General features: G+C 44.1%; 12 protein-coding genes. 7 read left to right on the top strand and 5 right to left on the bottom strand.

The features are described from left to right. Positions 1-52: 52 nt before the first annotated feature. Genes ACX6CI_RS15025 through ACX6CI_RS15015 form a run of 3 tightly spaced genes read right to left on the bottom strand, consistent with a single transcriptional unit; the run spans position 53 to position 2,225 of the window. Complete coding sequence (locus ACX6CI_RS15025; protein ID WP_458774460.1) at positions 53-703, bottom strand: TPM domain-containing protein; 651 nt, start codon at positions 701-703, stop codon at positions 53-55. A gap of 1 nt (position 704) precedes the next feature. Next, positions 705-1,607, bottom strand: coding sequence for a TPM domain-containing protein (locus ACX6CI_RS15020; RefSeq protein ID WP_458774459.1), 903 nt, complete (start codon positions 1,605-1,607; stop codon positions 705-707). Between the two features lie 21 nt (positions 1,608-1,628). Continuing rightward, complete coding sequence (locus ACX6CI_RS15015) at positions 1,629-2,225, bottom strand: LemA family protein (RefSeq protein ID WP_458774458.1); 597 nt, start codon at positions 2,223-2,225, stop codon at positions 1,629-1,631. Positions 2,226-2,532: 307 nt separating this feature from the next. On the opposite strand from ACX6CI_RS15015, the gene ACX6CI_RS15010 reads away from it, so the two are divergent. From ACX6CI_RS15010 to ACX6CI_RS14995, 4 genes are read left to right on the top strand one after another with little or no spacing between them, the layout of a single operon-like run. Further along, positions 2,533-2,982: a MarR family winged helix-turn-helix transcriptional regulator gene (locus ACX6CI_RS15010; RefSeq protein WP_458774457.1), complete on the top strand. Its 450-nt coding sequence runs from the start codon at positions 2,533-2,535 to the stop codon at positions 2,980-2,982. 9 nt (positions 2,983-2,991) lie between these two features. Then, positions 2,992-4,041 (top strand): efflux RND transporter periplasmic adaptor subunit, encoded by a 1,050-nt coding sequence (locus ACX6CI_RS15005; RefSeq protein ID WP_458774456.1) that lies wholly within the window; start codon positions 2,992-2,994, stop codon positions 4,039-4,041. Beyond that, positions 4,041-7,154: an efflux RND transporter permease subunit gene (locus ACX6CI_RS15000; protein WP_458774455.1), complete on the top strand. Its 3,114-nt coding sequence runs from the start codon at positions 4,041-4,043 to the stop codon at positions 7,152-7,154. Before ACX6CI_RS15005 ends, ACX6CI_RS15000 begins: the two co-directional genes overlap by 1 nt. Continuing rightward, positions 7,141-8,391 carry a TolC family protein gene (locus tag ACX6CI_RS14995; RefSeq protein ID WP_458774454.1) on the top strand — a complete coding sequence of 417 codons (1,251 nt, stop codon included), beginning with the start codon at positions 7,141-7,143 and terminating at the stop codon, positions 8,389-8,391. Before ACX6CI_RS15000 ends, ACX6CI_RS14995 begins: the two co-directional genes overlap by 14 nt. A 416-nt stretch (positions 8,392-8,807) precedes the next feature. Here ACX6CI_RS14995 and ACX6CI_RS14990 read toward each other — a convergent pair whose 3' ends face one another. After that, positions 8,808-10,427 carry a response regulator gene (locus tag ACX6CI_RS14990; RefSeq protein WP_458774453.1) on the bottom strand — a complete coding sequence of 540 codons (1,620 nt, stop codon included), beginning with the start codon at positions 10,425-10,427 and terminating at the stop codon, positions 8,808-8,810. A 159-nt stretch (positions 10,428-10,586) separates the two neighbouring features. Beyond that, on the bottom strand, positions 10,587-11,756 hold the full coding sequence (gene ercA / locus ACX6CI_RS14985; RefSeq protein ID WP_458774452.1) for an alcohol dehydrogenase-like regulatory protein ErcA: 1,170 nt from the start codon (positions 11,754-11,756) through the stop codon (positions 10,587-10,589). A 631-nt stretch (positions 11,757-12,387) separates the two neighbouring features. Here ercA and ACX6CI_RS14980 point away from each other — a divergent pair. The 3 genes from ACX6CI_RS14980 (at position 12,388) to ACX6CI_RS14970 (ending at position 16,743) form a co-directional block, all read left to right on the top strand. After that, complete coding sequence (locus ACX6CI_RS14980; protein ID WP_458774451.1) at positions 12,388-13,416, top strand: ABC transporter substrate-binding protein; 1,029 nt, start codon at positions 12,388-12,390, stop codon at positions 13,414-13,416. 136 nt (positions 13,417-13,552) lie between these two features. After that, positions 13,553-15,640: an ABC transporter permease gene (locus ACX6CI_RS14975; RefSeq protein WP_458774450.1), complete on the top strand. Its 2,088-nt coding sequence runs from the start codon at positions 13,553-13,555 to the stop codon at positions 15,638-15,640. 29 nt (positions 15,641-15,669) lie between these two features. After that, positions 15,670-16,743 carry an ABC transporter ATP-binding protein gene (locus ACX6CI_RS14970; RefSeq protein ID WP_458774449.1) on the top strand — a complete coding sequence of 358 codons (1,074 nt, stop codon included), beginning with the start codon at positions 15,670-15,672 and terminating at the stop codon, positions 16,741-16,743. The last annotated feature ends 27 nt before the right edge of the window (positions 16,744-16,770 follow it).

Here is a 16,770-nt window from a genome sequence, read left to right as displayed (position 1 = left end):
TTCCTAGAATTTTAAAAAGGCTGCGGTTTTTCTGTAGCGGCCTTTTTGGGTGTTAGCCGATTATGAGGTTATGTAGTTCATCCTTGTCACCCTTTTCATGAGGGAAGTGGGCTTGTAGTGCCGTACCTATTGACCCAATTGCTGCACATATAGCTTCACATTGTTCTCCTTGCTTGATTCCTGCTGTCAGTTCCTCAACTACTGTATCCCATCTGTCCTGTGGAATGTGCTCATTGATCCCTGAGTCCGCCAGAACACACACCTTTTTTTCCAGGACTGAAATATATAAGAGTATTCCGTTATCGGCTTTGGTCTTATACAGGCCCTGGCTGTAGAACGCAGCAAGAGCAGCTTGGCTGACCTCTGTTTCAACATGGTCACTATGTAAAAAATAGTACTTGAGTCTGTCTGTTTTTTGTACCAGAAAGTAGACAGGAAAAAAGAGTAGAGAGGAAATGGTAAGAAACAGCCACATATTGCTGGGGCCAATCCAGGCCATTTGTCCAATTATAACAGTGAGTAATATACTTATAGGGATAGTAAACGATGCGCTGCAGACCACGGAGGCAAGGGGATAATCGCTGCTTTTTGAAACGACCATGGGGACTATCTCTCCCGAGGTTATTTTTTCAGCAGTTTGAACTGATTGGGTTATGTTTTTCTGTTCCTCTGATGTAAGGAACAACTCTGCAAGACTTTTCATATCACCATCCTCCCGAGGCTCCGCCGCCACCAAAACCGCCGCCACCTCCGCTAAAACCTCCCCCACCACCAAAACTTCCACCGCCAAAACCGCCTGGGAAGGTACTGGAGTTTCGATTGCGGCTCCCCCCTATTCTTCTTGTGGAGCGGGAACGCCCCATGAGAAGACTGGACAGATAGCCAACGAGAAACCCCGCCGGAATGAGGATTAAAAACATGTACCAGCTGAAGCTGACGAAAAGACTTATCGCCAGAGGCAGAACTCCAGCCCCAACCAGGCCACCAAGCACTTTGTTGCGACCAAAAATCTTACCAAGATTAAAAAGTAGGAAGGAAATAAAAATAATATATCCGGTTACCTCTTCTTGTTTTCCCTGTTTCTTCTGTGGTGATTCGCCGATGTATTCACCTCGAACAGCGGCTATCATGGCAGAGACACCATCGATCACTCCCTGGTCAAAATTACCGTTTTTAAATTGGGGGGTTATTGTGTTACGGATGATACGGCCCGCAGTAAGATCAGTGAGACTACCTTCCAAACCGTACCCTACCTCGATGCGTATTTTTCTATCATCTCGAACAATGAGAAGCAGGGCCCCATTGTCCAGATCTTCACTACCCAGCTGCCAGTTCTCTACTACTTTAAGGGAGAAAGATTCGAGATTTGCCCCCTGTAGTGAGCCGATGGTAAGCACCGCAATTTGTGTCGACTCTTCCTGTTCAAAAACTGTGAGCACCTGTTCGAGCTGGCTCACAGTGGCAGAGTTCAGCATTCTGGCCTTATCAGTTACCCGCTGGCTCAGTTTGGGAACTTCAAGGGCCAAACTTTGCTGGGTCACGAACAACAGTAAGAATGTGCTGCAGCCGAAGACTACGAACCACTTAAGATTACAGAAAAATTTCATGTTATGACTATTCATAACAACTTAAAACTTAACCTTTGGAACTGCTTTAGCTGCTTCATCCGCCTTAAAGTACTCTTTTCGGTCAAGATGGAGGATGAGGCTATTGGTGAGGCTTTCAGGAAACTTACGAATGGAGCCGTTGAAGAGTTCGACAACCTCATTGTAACGCTGACGAGCAACATTGATTCGGTTTTCAGTCCCTTCCAGCTGGGTCTGAAGATCAAGAAAGTTCTGGTTCGCCTTTAGATCCGGATATCTTTCCACAACAACCATGAGTTTTCCAAGGGCTGAAGTAAGCCCACCCTGGGCTGCCTGAAACTGACTCATGGCCTGGGGGTTACTCAAGTCTTTAGGGGAGAGTTGTACTGAAGTTGCCTTGGACCTGGCATTTATAACAGCTTCCAGAGTTTCAGCTTCATGTTTGGCGTAGCCTTTTACCGTTTCAACAAGATTGGGAATGAGGTCGCCTCGCCTCTGAAGTGTGGCCTCAACGTCGGCCCAGGCTTTGAATACCCCTTCTTCTTTTACTTGAAGAGAGTTGTAGCCACAGCCGTTTAGAAAGAGAATCGGGGTCAAAAAGGTGATTAAAATGAAAAAAGAGCGCATGATTCGCAACATGATTCCTCCTGGAAAATAATAATAAAATATGGTGGAGCATTGTTGTTTTGTATGATTCTAGCAATCAACAGTAGTTCTTCTTAGTACATTACTCTAGAAAAAGTGCAATAAAAACAAGAAATCTTAAGACTCTACTGAAATAAAGAACATACATACAGGTGAGGGACTGATGACACCTTGTGGATGATTTTCAGCTCGTGGCGAGAGAAGAGAGGGCAGCATGGGGTAGGGCATATTGCAATGGTGCTTGACAAAATAGCTGGAAAAACGGTATTAGTTGCCTTGTTAAATATTAAGGGGGCAATTAATGGAATACGCATGTGATAATGAGCAGTTGCTACATTTAGTGAGCACGACAGCACAGGTTATGCGGAGTTTTGCTGATCAGTGGCTAAAGAAATATGATTTAACGATGGAACAGCTTCACGTCTTAAAGCGAATGGATAGCGATCAAGGGCAAACCCAGAGTGCGCTCTGCTGTCTTTCTGGAAAAAGTGCTGCGAACATCACGAGGTTGCTGGATCGTTTGGAGAACAAAAAATATATAATTCGTAAGAAAAATCCTGAGGACAGGCGGGCAAGTCTTGTCTATTTGACGAGTGATGGGATGCAAATCCGTGAAGAGGTGCGCGATGCTTTTGATAATATGCGACTAGAACTATTAAAAGATATTGATGTAACTCAACGGAATCAGACAATCGAAGTACTGAGTATTATAAAAAGTAGAATAGAATGTGTCACTGAACACAAAGGGTGAGGGGACGAAATGTTAAAGAAAATTATTATGATTGGTGCTCTATCACTGGCCGCAGCAGCCCATGCCGCAGGCCCACCACCAGCAAAGGTTGTACTGGGGGAGGTTGTCAAAAAAGAGGTTGCTACAACACAGTCTGTGACAGGTATTCTCTACTATGAGCGAGTAAGCGAGATTTCCACAGAGGTAGTTGGTCTGGTTGATGAAATTAAGGTAAGCCAGGGCGACCTGGTCAAAGAAGGTGATCTGCTCGTTCGTCTCAACACTGAAATTCTTGAAAAAGAAATAGCGTTGTCTAAAACCCGTATTGCTCAATCTGATCTGAGGATAAAAAATCAGGAGAAGAACTACAAACGGTTGGAACGATTGTTTAACAGTTCAGGTGTCTCCGAAAAAGATTTTGATGATGCCTATTTTGCCTATCAGGACGCTCAGATGGAGAAACGCGCGGTTCAGGATAATCTTGCTAAGCTTCTCCTTGAGCAGAAACGCTCTGTGATTCGTGCTCCTTTTAGCGGGGTTGTACTGAGTAAGGGGGTCGACTCCGGTGCATGGGTGCAGCAGGGAAAGTTGCTTGTGAGTATCGGCTCCTCATCTGATCTTTTTGTCCGGGCACCCATTGCTGAAGATATGCTCCAGTTTGTCCAGATAGGAGAGACAATTCCTTTGACTCTGAACGCCTTTAATAGAGACATTGAAGGAACTATTATTGGCATAGATCCGGTGGCAGATTTAAAAACTAAAAATATCTTTTTAAAGATCAAAATCCCACCCATGGATACTGTTGCCCAGAATATGTCCGCAAGAGTCCTCGTTCCAAGCAGTGCAAAAAAGGAATTGAGTGTCTTGAGCCGGGCTGCCATTATAAAATATCAGGGCAAAGATTTTGTCTATTCAGTCAAAGATGATAAGGCTGCAATTATGCCTGTAAATATCGTTTCCTATATGGGGCAGATGATTGCAACTGATACCCCGTATATTGTACCCGGTTTTCCGGTTGTGGTTGAAGGGAACGAACGATTACGTCCTGATCAGCCCGTAACGGTTGTTGGAGGGAAATAATGGATATTGTAAAGTATTCACTCGAAAAACCGGTTTCGGTGGCGGTTGCCGTTATCCTGCTGGTTACCTTCGGGCTTATTGGGCTCAATCAGCTACCGATTCAGCTGACGCCCGATGTGGAGACCCCGAAGATTACGGTGCAGACGACCTGGGGTGGTGCTACCCCCTTTGAAATTGAAAAAGAGATAATCGAAAAACAGGAAGAGTCGCTGAAGGGCCTGCAAGGCCTGACCAAGATGGAGAGTTCGAGCTATAATAGTTTTGGTGAGGTGACTCTTTCCTTTGCTCTTGAGACTGAGGTCTCCGATGCTCTCTTGAGGGTCTCTAATAAACTTAATGAAGTCTCGAATTATCCTGATAATGCCGATAAGCCAGTCATCGAGGCGGCCGGGGCCAATAGTTCTCCAATTGTCTGGATGGTGGTGAAACCAAAGGAAGAAAATAAGGAAGACATCACCCATTTTATGACCTTTTTTGAGGACAATGTCCGCCAGAACTTTGAGCGTATTAAGGGTGTTGGCTCTATGTTCATCTTCGGCGGAACCGAAGATGAACTCCATATAACCCTTGATATGGAAAAAATGGCTCAGAACAAGGTGAGTATTAATCAGCTCTCCGGTGTTGTGGTCCAGGCCAACACCACCACCTCTGCCGGTGTCCTTGGAATTGGTAGAAAGAATTACAGAATACGTACCATAGGTCAGTTCCAAACCCCCGAAGATGCTCTTGATGTTGTCATCTATGATGATGGGCTCAAAAGGGTGTATTTACGAGATGTGGCAAGTATTGATAAAGGATATCAGAAAGAGTCCGCAGCGGTACTCCATAATGGTCAGCAGATTCTTGTTGTGGGGCTTCGTAAGGAAACGGGGGCCAATGTCCTTGAAATGAGTGATGCTGTTGAGGCTGAAGTCAATAGGCTCAACGATGGTATAATGGGAGATAACGGCCTCTATATTGAAATGGTCTATGACCAGCGGGGTTACATTAATACCGCCCTTGACCTGGTAAAACAGAATGTGCTTGTGGGGGCCCTGCTTGCGGTGGTGGTACTGCTTACCTTTCTGCGCAGTTTGAGAACAACATTTGCCACAGCCATTGCCATTCCGATCTCTGTTATTGGTACCTTTATTTTCCTCTGGTTAACCGGTCGAAATCTTAATGTGGTGAGTCTCGCGGGTATCTCTTTTGCTGTCGGAATGTTAGTGGATAACTCCATTGTTGTCTTAGAGAACATTGATAGACACCGCCAGCTCGGAAAATCCGCCTTTGATGCTGCCTATGTGGGAGCAAAAGAGGTCTGGGGCGCTGTCTTTGCCTCCACAGCAACCACTGTTGCTGTTTTCTTACCTGTAATTTTTATGCAGGAAGAAGCGGGCCAGCTGTTTCGTGATATTGCCATAGCCATCACTTTTTCCATCGTAATCAGCTTGCTTGTCTCGGTTTCAGTGATTCCAACCCTTATTAATCAGCTGTATAAGAATTCGAAGCAAAAGAGTAAGAATACTCTACAGAAAAGTTATGTCGGCCCGATCTTTGTCAGATTCATCATGGGTATATCCGGATTTTGCCTTAAAAATGTCTTCACCAGATTGTTGACGGTGGTACTTTTTACCAGTATCTCAGTGGTGGCAATATATGCACTCAAGCCACCGGCTGAGTATCTGCCCCAGGGGAATAGAAATCTAATCCTTAATATCTTGATTCCGCCTCCAGGCTACTCTGTGGACAAATTTAAAGAGATCGGCGAGGGAATTTATAATGAGTCTGTGCCGTACTTTGAAGAAGATGGGAAGGACGGTTTTCCTCAGATTAAACAGATGTTCTTTGTTGGTGCAGACAGATTTACTCTCTTTGGTGCGATCTCAACCCATGAGACAAGGGCCTCTGAGCTGATCCCTCTTTTTTCAAGAATTATGAATTCAATTCCGGGTATTTTCGGGGTTAGTATTCAGGCAGGTATCTTCGAACAAGGTCTCGGGGCAGGAAGAACCGTTGAGGTGAATATCTCTGGTGAAGATATTGATACCATCGCCGGTTCTGCCATGATGCTCTATGGCGGTATCTCTCAGAAGATACAAGGTGCTCAGATTCGACCGATTCCTTCACTTGAAACAAGTTATCCAGAGATTTTGGTTATCCCTAATAAACAAAAGTTGGCAGCCAATGGTTTGAGTGAAAAAGATCTTGGCGTCTATGTGGATATCTTAATGGACGGTAGGCGGATTGATGATTTCAGTCCTGCGGGAGTCAAGAAGATTGATCTGGTTGTGAAAGGTAGTGATGCGAAATTTACAAGCCCTGAGAGTATACTTGATGCAACCATCGTTAATAACTATGGCGACCTCATCAAGGTAGGAGATGTTGCTGACTTACAGTATAGCCAGTCAATGCCCCAGATAAACCACTTGGAGAGAAAACGCACAATTACACTTCAGGTGACACCGCCTTCCACCATTCCACTGCAAACTGCAATTGAGTCCATTGAAAACGATCTTGTGGGACCACTCACGGCTGCAGGTAAATTACCGGGAGTTTCCATTACAATTGGTGGCAATGCGGATAAGCTTGTGGAGACAGGAGAAGCTTTACAGTGGAATTTGTTGCTGGCACTTCTGATTACCTACCTGTTACTTTCAGCTCTATTTGAAAACTTTTTCTACCCACTTATTATTTTATTTACAGTACCCCTTGCGGCTGCGGGTGGTTTTGTGGGTCTACTGGCTGTAAATACCTTTATCACCAGGCAGGGTTTTGATGTTCTGGCCATGCTTGGATTCATTATTTTGATTGGAACAGTGGTAAATAATGCTATTCTCATTGTCCATCAATCTCTGAATAATGTACGTTATAATGGCCTTGTGGGGCTGGATGCAATTTCTGATGCGGTACGAACAAGGATTCGCCCAATTTTTATGAGCGCAACCACAAGTGTGCTTGCCATGAGCCCTCTTGTTATGTCCACTGGTTCCGGTAGTGAGTTGTATCGTGGTCTTGGAAGTATTCTGCTTGGGGGATTGAGCGTTTCAACAATGTTTACTCTGTTTGTTATTCCGGCACTGCTTGCCTTTGTAATCCGATTTGAAAGGAGTCGAACTGATGAAGTTAATTAATACGTTTGTCCTGTTATTGTTTTTTAGTTCTACCGCCTGGGCCGTAAGCCTTACGGAAATGCAGGAGATGGCACTTGGTAACCGGCAGGTGGTGCAGCAGTACGTCACTAGTCTTGAACAGAGTGTAGAAGATATTACTATTGCAAAGGCTCCATACCTACCCTTTGTGGATGTACGCTATACCGCTAACGCTTTGGATGAAGATGGTGTTTATGAGGCTAAGGAGAATTCCACTATTGTGGGAGCTGTAAGCTATAACCTCTTTGCTGGTTTTAGAGATAAGTATAATATTGAGTCAGCAGAACTACTGCGGGATGTTGAAGAATATAGTGTTGTGGCAGTGCAGCAGGACCTGCAACTCACCGTGGCTCTCGCCTACCTCTCTGTTTACGAACGGCTTGCTAACAAAAAAGTTGCCCAGTCAGCTTTTGAAACCCTTGGTAAGGTGTACCGTGATGGAGAAAGCAGGTATGAGGTTGGCCTGATCGGAAAGAATGAACTTCTGACCTTTAGAGTTGACTATGATAATGCGGATATCACGTTAAAAGCAGCTGATGCGGGTCTGAGGAAAAGTATCAATGATCTTTCCCGTCAGGTTGGTAGTCGTATCAGTTTTGATGATCTCGATTTTGCGGAATTCAAGACTCTTCCTGCTGTTATGGACAAGGTCAAGTATACAGAGACTATGCTCGACACAAGAAGCGAAATTAAGGCTCTTGAGGCTTTGATCGGTGTGAGTAACGCCCAGGCTAAACGAGAGAAAAGCGAATACTATCCCCATGTTGATTTTGTGGGCAGTTATTCCTTGTATGAAGACGATATTATTACGGGCCAGGGCAGTGAAGACGAGGATGAACTGCGTGCTCAGGTGGTACTATCCATGAATCTGTACAGGGGGGGAGCTACCGAGGCAAACGTCACAAAGGCAAAGCTTTCATCCCGTTCAGGTCAGTATGAACTTGCCGAGTTAAAGGATACCTTCACAACTGATTTGGACAACCTCTTTATCGATTTTGAAGTGAGTCTTGATAACGTCAATGTGGCGAATCGATCTATTGAGCAGGCCGAAGAAAATCTGCGGATTACTCAGCTGAAATATGACGAAGGTCTGCAGCGGGAATCTGATCTGCTGGACGCCATTACCAGTCTTTCAAGGGCGCAGTATAATTATGTGACTGTTCTACGGACTGCGTTTTCTAATAATTTTCAGATTATCAGGATGGTTGACGGATTTTAGTGCCTTACTCCAGAAAGCATGTCATAAGCAAAGAAACTCAGGAGTTGAATTTGAAATCGTACGTTACGTTTTACCACCAAGGCACTTATCCCGTTCATCGGGGTTAGTGCCTTACTCCAGAAAGCATGTCATAAGCAAAGAAACTCAGGAGTTGAATTTGAAATCGTACGTTACGTCTTACCACCAGATAGTGAACGCTGTGAGACCTTCGAGGCACTTATCCCGTTCATCGGGGTAAGAGTTTCTCATTATTCAATATAACGAAATCCGGGGCATCGCAGGGGCAAGGGGCATAGTTTACTATCGTTGCTTGCCCCGCTTCTAGCATCCCCCTTGATATTAAGTGGTGGAAAATATCTCAAGAGGGAGAGTCTACGTGGTGTTGTAAATATAAGATATGAAGAAAATATTTAATCTCAACCCCGAAGAGCCCTCCGGACCTCGCTGGCAATATCGTCTATCGTGAAAGGTTTTTGAATGAAAAACATTCCTCCTTTCAGCACACCTTGGTTGGCTATGATATTGTCAGCGTACCCTGACATGAACAAACGTTTCATTTCTGGTCGAATTTCTAAAAGCTGTTTCGCTAATTCACTACCATTCATCCCAGGCATGATTACATCAGTTACGAGAAGATGGATGTGATCGTCGAAACTGTTAGCCAGAAGAATGGCTTCCTTAGGGTGTCCTGCTGCAAGCACAGTATAACCAAGTTTCTCAAGCATCCTTTTGGTCATTTTTAAAAATGTCGGCTCATCCTCTACGAGCATGATGGTTTCATCTCCATGGGGAATGGATTCTTTATACTCTATGGTCGATGTTGGCTCCCCTATATAGCGAGGGATATGGATTATGAAAGCTGTATCTTGACCGGGTTTGCTAAAGGCTTTAATAAAACCGTTATTCTGCTTTACTGCGCCGTACACAGTGGCGAGACCAAGGCCAGTTCCCTCACCAACACCTTTAGTTGTAAAAAAGGGTTCGAAGATGTGGCTCAATGTCTCCTTATCCATACCTCCACCAGTATCGCTCACAACAATCTTCACAAATTCTTTAGATATAAAATCTGTGTTATCACAGACAGTTGTATTTTTGGTCTCAATAGTGATTTTGCCTACATCTGGGAGTATAGCATCCCTTGCATTGATACAGAGGTTCGCCAGAATCTGATCAATCTGCGATGGATCCATCTTAATAGGCCAGAGGTTAGTTCCGGGGGCCCATACGAAATTAATGTTCTCACCAATAAGTTGTCTCAGCATGTTGAGCATCCCCTCCACTGTTAGATTCAGATTAAGAACCTTTGGCGTTACGGTTTGCTTGCGAGCAAACGTTAACAACTGGCGGGTCAGGTCCGCAGAGCGCCGAGCTGCTTTACGAATTTCTTCCAACTCAGCGTAGAATGGATGAGATGAGTCTGTTTGGGCGAGGATCAATTCAGAGTAACCAGTAATCACCCCTAGCATGTTGTTAAAATCATGAGCAATACCGCCAGCAAGTGTACCTATGGTCTTAAATTTCTCTGTTTCATAAAGCTTTGATTCCAGTTTCTTTTTTTCCTCTTCCGATCGCTTTTTACTTGTTAGGTCACGGGCAAGTACATAAAAACCATCAACCTGACCTGAAGTCTTAAATGTGGGAATGTAGCTGATTTCATTCCAAAATGTCTTGCCGTCTGGTGTAATTACAGGTGTTTCAAATTGAACTTCAGTTCCCTCCAAAACTTTCTCTACATATGGTTTGACCTTTTTATAATTGACCTCGCCCAGGACATCCTTTAACGAACTACCGATTACTGCATCCTTTTTTTTCTTAAAAATGTATTCATATCCGCTATTTGCTAATACAAAAATTTCCTTGGTATCTACATATGAGATACGAGCTGGTAGGTTATCGATCAGAAGTTGCAGGCGTTTCTCGTTATTTTTTGCATTTTCAAGTTGTTCCAATAACTGTGGATAATAGCTCTTACGAGATGACTCCAGACTAAATCCCAAAAATTTTTCTCGGGCTGATTCGAACGATTTTTTCTTCATATCTTAGATAGTTGGCGTATACCCAAAAGAAAGTGACGACATTAGTCGCTAACCATTAGAACAGGTAAAACATTACCATAAAACCGATATTGCTAAGGGTACGACATTTTTCTGTATTTACATTCAGGTCTTGGTAAAGAGACAATTGACAGAAATAAATCATTTATAGATTTGTCGAAAAAGCTCTTCAATGTCTTCCTGAGTAGATTCACGTGGGTTTGTTGCTAAGCAGGGGTCGTTAAATGCAAATTCGGCAAGACGTGAAAATGTTTCAGGCACAACTCCCATACTGGACAATCGCTCATCTATATTCAGTTTATCTCGAAGAGATGTAATACAATCGGCCACCGCATTTGCATTTCCATCTTTTCTAGTATCGTGAAGTTCCAGACCCATTGCTTCTGCAAGTTCATTGTATTTATCTGCTGCTGACATGTAATTGTATAAGACAGCTTTTTCCAGAAGAATGGCATTACATTCTCCATGGGGAAGATCCAGTGCTCCTCCCAAACTGTGAGCCATTGCATGGACAATACCTAGACTTGCGTTAGAGAATGCAAGGCCAGCCATCAGACTTGCCATCATCATATTTTCACGGTAACGAGTATTCTCAGGTTCCCTATATGCACCTAATAAGTTATCAGAAACCAGTCGTACTGCAGATATTGCAGCCATGTCGGTGAGTGGGGACGAAGCAGTCGAAACATATGCTTCAAAGGCATGACATAGTGTATCCATACCAGTTGCTGCAGTAAGATCAGGAGGCATGGACACCGTTGTCAGTGGGTCCACAAGAGCAATGTCAGGGATGACCATTTTACTGATAATGGCAATTTTTCCTTTTCTTTTGGTATCGGAGATGATCGCAAATTGCGAAACATCGGCGGAACTTCCTGCGGTGGTTGGAATAAAAATGAGAGGCGGCACCGGAACAGATATTTCATCCACTCCTTCATAATCCGTAATGTACCCACCATTTGTCGCGACGACACCTATTCCTTTTGCGCAATCCATAGGACTACCGCCGCCCACTGCAACGATCAGATCGCAGTTGCTCTGCAAAAATACATCAGCGCCGGACATGACTTCATAATCTCTTGGATTAGGAGAAACCTCAGAGAACGTAACATGCTCAATACCAATGTCGACCAGACTGTGCTCAACCTTTTCAGTCCAGCCGCTTGCCTCTACGCCAGAATCGGTAACAACAAGAGCTTTTGAAGCCCCAAAATTCACAGCATGTCGACCAGCGAGTTCAATCGAACCAGCCCCATAGACGATCTCAGGGACAAGAAATTTTCTAAGGTTTAAAAAAATATTATTGTCCATCTGAGCTTGCCCATGTGCGGGTTAAATTGAGTATAGAAAAAGATTACCTCGGTGATTCAAAGCTGTCTTTTTTTTAAGCGTATCATCAATATTGTCGCCTGTTAAGTGAAAAATTTACTATGATTTACGAATGTAAATGTAAAGAATTGATGCGTAAATAGCTGTTTATGTTGTGTTTAATTGCGTTGCTAGACTGCCTTTTTTGAGAAAGGCACTTGGTTCTGAATCGATTCCATGGCTAATGCCACCTGCTTGAACTGTAAGGATATCAAGAATCTCCCTATTCCCATTACAAATAAACACATAATTTGGCCCCTGAGGAACGATGAGCGACTCCTCCTTAGGTGGGAACTGATATGTTGGTGGGGCTGGATATATTCTTCCGGTTGCATAGCGCTAAGCATCCTGTGAAGGCTGGTGTTGTTAGGCTTATCCCGGGTGAGGTAGGTTGGTTTCCTTGGACTTTTTTAATCAGGTGGGTGTTCTGCGTACTGCTTTTTATTTTACACCTGACTTTTAATAGTGCTTTGTTTTGTAGGTATCGGATACAATACAGTATTGGCCATCCCCTTAAACAAGGTACCTTGCTGATGTTATAGAGGTACCCAACTAACTACAGTAGGAGTCCTGTATGAAAAATCTTTTTTTATCCTTACCGTTGGCTGCCCTGATGATAGCTGGAGTAACTCAAAGTGTGCAAGCAGAAGGTCGATTAACGATTTACTGCAGTGCCCAGGGTGATTGGTGTCAGAAAGCGAGCGAAAAATTTGGTAAAAAATTCGACGTAAAAGTCTCCATGACCCGGAATGGATCGGGTAGTACATACGCAAAAATACTGGCGGAGAAAGAGAATCCTCGTGGTGATGTCTGGTATGGTGGCACCTTAGATCCGCATAGCCAGGCGGGTGTGAATGGATTGTTAGAATCTTACAAATCACCAGCTCTCGATAAAATTGCAGAACCGTACCGTAATCCGGCTGCTTCAAAACAAAATCATTCCACTGGTGTGTATATCGGTATTCTAGGTTTTAGCGTCAATACTGATCTGTTAAAAGATGCCAAAATGGAAATGCCTAAATGTTGGAATGATCTCATCAAGCCCGAGTTCAAAGGCAAAATACAGGTAGCAAGCCCTCAAAGTTCAGGTACAGCCTACACAGCACTGGCAACATTCACACAATTATGGGGAGAAGATAAGGCATTTGAGTACCTGACAAAATTACATCAAAATGTTGGCCAATACACTAAGTCGGGTTCAGCCCCCGGTAAAAATGCTGCCCGTGGTGAAACTATGGTCGGTATCGGCTTCTTACATGATCATGGTAAGGAAAAAGGAAAGGGATTTCCGCTTGAACTCGTTGCTCCCTGCGAAGGAACTGGTTATGAAATTGGTGGCCTGAGTATTATAAAAAATGCTCGTAACATGGAAAATGCGAAGAAGTTTGTCGATTGGGCTCTGTCTAAAGAGGGTATGGAAGTTGCGGCAACTGTACAGTCCTTCCAGGTTCCTACCAATGTTGAGGCGGCAATTCCTGCAGAAGCAATACGACCTGAAGATGTGAAGTTGATTGATTACGATTTTGTTACCTATGGTAGCGAAGAAAAACGTAAAGCACTTATCAGCCGTTGGGTTGAGCAAATCAAACCTCTAGAACGTTAGTTGTACACATTTTCACCGCCCATAGCGGCTTTCTGCAGAACACATGTATGTAAAAGTGTGAACATCAGGAGCCGCTTGTACTGATCCTCTCGCAAATAAAGAAAAAATTTGTGATCATTCTGGCCCCCTTAATCGTATGAATACGACATCTATTTCCAGTTTTTTTTCCTCCATGGAACCACGGAATAAGTGGGTTTTACTGGGACTCCTGGCGTGGATCATCCTCCCATGGAAGGGGCTGGAGTATGGACTTTTTGAATCTACACGCTCAGAAATTATCGACGCCTTTGCCTGGAAAAGTATCAATACTTCATTTATTCCACTGGGGATCACTCTTCTTTTTCTGCTCCGTCCCTGGAAGTCACATAGCAGGTCGAATTTTATAGATGCTCTAGTTTCAATTACATGCTTTGTTCTCACTCTGTTTGTAGCAGCCTATTTCAATGAGTCGCTGGGGTATGGAGCAGCTTTTCAGCTGACTTTCTTTCTCTTTATATTTTCTCTCGCTTTGGCGCGTATGGGCTACATCCAGGGCGATCCTTTCATGACAACTGCCATTGTTTTAATCATGGCATCCATTGCAGTGTTTGTGCTCTTTCCCATCTCCACCATTTTTTCAAAGGTTGTTTTTTTAGAAGATGGCACCTTCACCCCAATGGCGTTCTATAAGAATATCACTTCTTTTGGAGTGGCCCGAACCTTACAGAACTCGTTGATGCTGGCGGTAGCTGTCGGTATGTCATCTACATTTCTGGGTTTATGCTTTTCGTTATTTACAGTACGAATCACCAAACGTTTTAAAGGGTTAGCTCGGATATTTTCCATGCTACCCATCGTCACACCTCCATTTGTCATAGGCCTCTCCCTCATTCTTATTTTTGGACGCAATGGAACCATCAATGATGGCCTCCTCGCTCTTTTTGGTAACGATGGCCTCTTTATTGGTACGGGAAACGAGGGCTGGTTTCAACGCTCTGCCTATATTTATGGGTTCTGGGGGGTCTTTTTAGCTCAAACATTATCCTTTACTCCAATCTGTTTTATGTTGCTGGTTGGCATGGTCTCCACCATTAACCCCGCAGTTGAGGAGGCCTCTGTTACCATGAGGGCCTCAACCTCCCAGACATTTTATTATGTGACACTTCCACTCCTGCGTCCTGGTATCGCCAACGCTTTTCTCCTTGCTGTCATTTCATCTCTGGCTGATTTTGGTAATCCTATGGTCCTGGGAGGTGATTATGACGTGCTTGCCACTGAAATATACTTCAGTATTGTAGGCGCTCAGCTTGATTATGCACGAGCATCAACTCTGGGAATCCTGCTTCTGGCATTTTCATTATTGGCCTTTATAATTCAACGCCAGTGGATAGGGAAAAAATCCTATGTCACAGTGACAGGGAAAGGATCCGGGGGGTACTTTCAGCCTTTGCCACCATGGGTAAGCAGGATAGCCACCTCTGTTTCACTCACCTGGATGATTTTCACTGCTGTGTTATACGGCAGTATTTTACTTGGCGGTTTTGTGGTGAACTGGGGTGCCGATTACACACCTACTCTTGCCCACTATGAAGAGCTTTGGAGTAGAGGAATCGGTTACGGCGGTTGGCCTTCCTACATTACTACTCTGAAGTTTGCAGCAATTGGTGCACCTCTGACAGCGCTCATGGGTTTAATGGTCGCCTATGTGACAACCCGGAAACGCTTTATCGGCAGAGGTGTGGTTGATTTCAGTGCTATGATCAGTTTTGCCATTCCCGGTACGGTCATTGGTATTAGTTATGTCCTTGCATTTAATACAGCGCCGATACTCATCAATGGTACCGCTATTATTATTGTTATCTCCTTTATTTTTAAAAATATGCCCGTTGGAATTCGATCAGGTATCTCAGCACTTTCGCAAATTGACAAGTCGCTGGAGGAGGCATCACTGACGCAACGGGCAAGCTCGATACGTACTATATTTACTATTGTCTTACCTCTGCTCCGACCTGCGATGATTTCTGCAATTGTGTTTAGTTTTGTGAAATCCATGACAACGGTGAGCGCCATTATCTTTTTAGTTACCGCAGATACGCAAGTGGCGACGACCTATATAATGGGCCGAGTGGAAGATGGTGACTACGGACAGGCTGTGTCCTACGGTTCAGTTCTTATAGTAACCATGCTGCTCGTTATTTTTTTGGTTGAGAAGTTTATTGGTAGATCAAGGATAGAGAGAGCTTAAAGAGACTTAGATCTCGTTAGGAAATATATATGATAAAACAAGAATCAAGCAGAGTGCAACTTCGCAATGTTGTCAAAAGCTTTGGTGATAACACTGTCCTTCATGGAATTGATCTGGATATACAGGCTGGGTCCCTTACTACCCTGCTCGGTCCTTCAGGTTGCGGAAAAACAACCATCTTACGTTTAATTGCGGGGCTTGAGTTGCCGACATCAGGGCAGGTTATTTTAGGTGATGATGATGTATCCGTTTTGTCTGCCAGCCAGCGTGATGTTGCCATGGTCTTTCAATCCTACGCTTTATTTCCTCATATGACTGTTGGCCAAAACGTTGGGTATGGGCTCAAGATGCAGGGCGTCGATAAAGCAACACGGCGGCAACGGGTAGCTGAGGCTCTTGGCTCAGTTGGTCTTGATGACTTCCAGGAACGATATATTGATCAGATGTCTGGCGGGCAGCAACAGCGTGTTGCTGTGGCGAGAGCCTTAATTCTTGAACCAAAAGTGATGTTGTTTGATGAACCTCTGAGTAATCTCGATAGTAAACTGCGCCGTCAGATGCGAGAGGATATTCGTCGTCTGCAGCAGCAATTGGGCGTTACTTCAGTATATGTCACCCATGATCAGGATGAAGCCTTAGCAGTATCCGATGAAGTGGTTGTCATGAGGGATGGTGAAATTGCTCAGCAGGGCACGCCAAAAGAACTCTACCTGCAACCCCATTCCAAATTTGTTGCAACGTTTATGGGTGATGCCAATATCGTTGAAGGCAAGGTGCTCGCGGGAGGGGAAAAATCACTCCTTCGCATTGATGATGTTGAGGTTACAACTGATAAACCTATGCCTGCTGAATATATTGACAAAAGTATTGAAATTGCAATCCGTCCTGAAGCTCTATCACTTATAACTGTTGATGATAATGCTCCAGGTTTGCCCTGTACTATTGTGACAAAAGCCTATATTGGCGCGGCCATCGAGTATACTGTGAAGTGGAATAACCAGGAACTCTTTTTGGTTTCTGCCACGGGAAATCAGGAATTCGCAATTGGGGATAGGGCAAAAGTATTAATCACACCACCAGGTATTGCCCCTATTCCTGAATAATATGAGTGGTGGGAGCTGCCATATGAA

Source organism: Desulforhopalus glucosivorans (assembly GCF_054397165.1).
Note: the sequence above shows the minus strand (reverse complement) of the source record. Positions and strands in the feature narration are given on the sequence as shown.

Bases quoted from the DNA above. Each gene is read 5' to 3' on its own strand.
- ACX6CI_RS15025 (WP_458774460.1), bottom strand. From the start codon at position 703: ATGAAAAGTCTTGCAGAGTTGTTCCTTACATCAGAGGAACAGAAAAAC.
- ACX6CI_RS15020 (WP_458774459.1), bottom strand. From the start codon at position 1,607: ATGAAATTTTTCTGTAATCTTAAGTGGTTCGTAGTCTTCGGCTGCAGC.
- ACX6CI_RS15015 (WP_458774458.1), bottom strand. From the start codon at position 2,225: ATGTTGCGAATCATGCGCTCTTTTTTCATTTTAATCACCTTTTTGACC.
- ACX6CI_RS15010 (WP_458774457.1), top strand. From the start codon at position 2,533: ATGGAATACGCATGTGATAATGAGCAGTTGCTACATTTAGTGAGCACG.
- ACX6CI_RS15005 (WP_458774456.1), top strand. From the start codon at position 2,992: ATGTTAAAGAAAATTATTATGATTGGTGCTCTATCACTGGCCGCAGCA.
- ACX6CI_RS15000 (WP_458774455.1), top strand. From the start codon at position 4,041: ATGGATATTGTAAAGTATTCACTCGAAAAACCGGTTTCGGTGGCGGTT.
- ACX6CI_RS14995 (WP_458774454.1), top strand. From the start codon at position 7,141: ATGAAGTTAATTAATACGTTTGTCCTGTTATTGTTTTTTAGTTCTACC.
- ACX6CI_RS14990 (WP_458774453.1), bottom strand. From the start codon at position 10,427: ATGAAGAAAAAATCGTTCGAATCAGCCCGAGAAAAATTTTTGGGATTT.
- ercA (WP_458774452.1), bottom strand. From the start codon at position 11,756: ATGGACAATAATATTTTTTTAAACCTTAGAAAATTTCTTGTCCCTGAG.
- ACX6CI_RS14980 (WP_458774451.1), top strand. From the start codon at position 12,388: ATGAAAAATCTTTTTTTATCCTTACCGTTGGCTGCCCTGATGATAGCT.
- ACX6CI_RS14975 (WP_458774450.1), top strand. From the start codon at position 13,553: ATGAATACGACATCTATTTCCAGTTTTTTTTCCTCCATGGAACCACGG.
- ACX6CI_RS14970 (WP_458774449.1), top strand. From the start codon at position 15,670: ATGATAAAACAAGAATCAAGCAGAGTGCAACTTCGCAATGTTGTCAAA.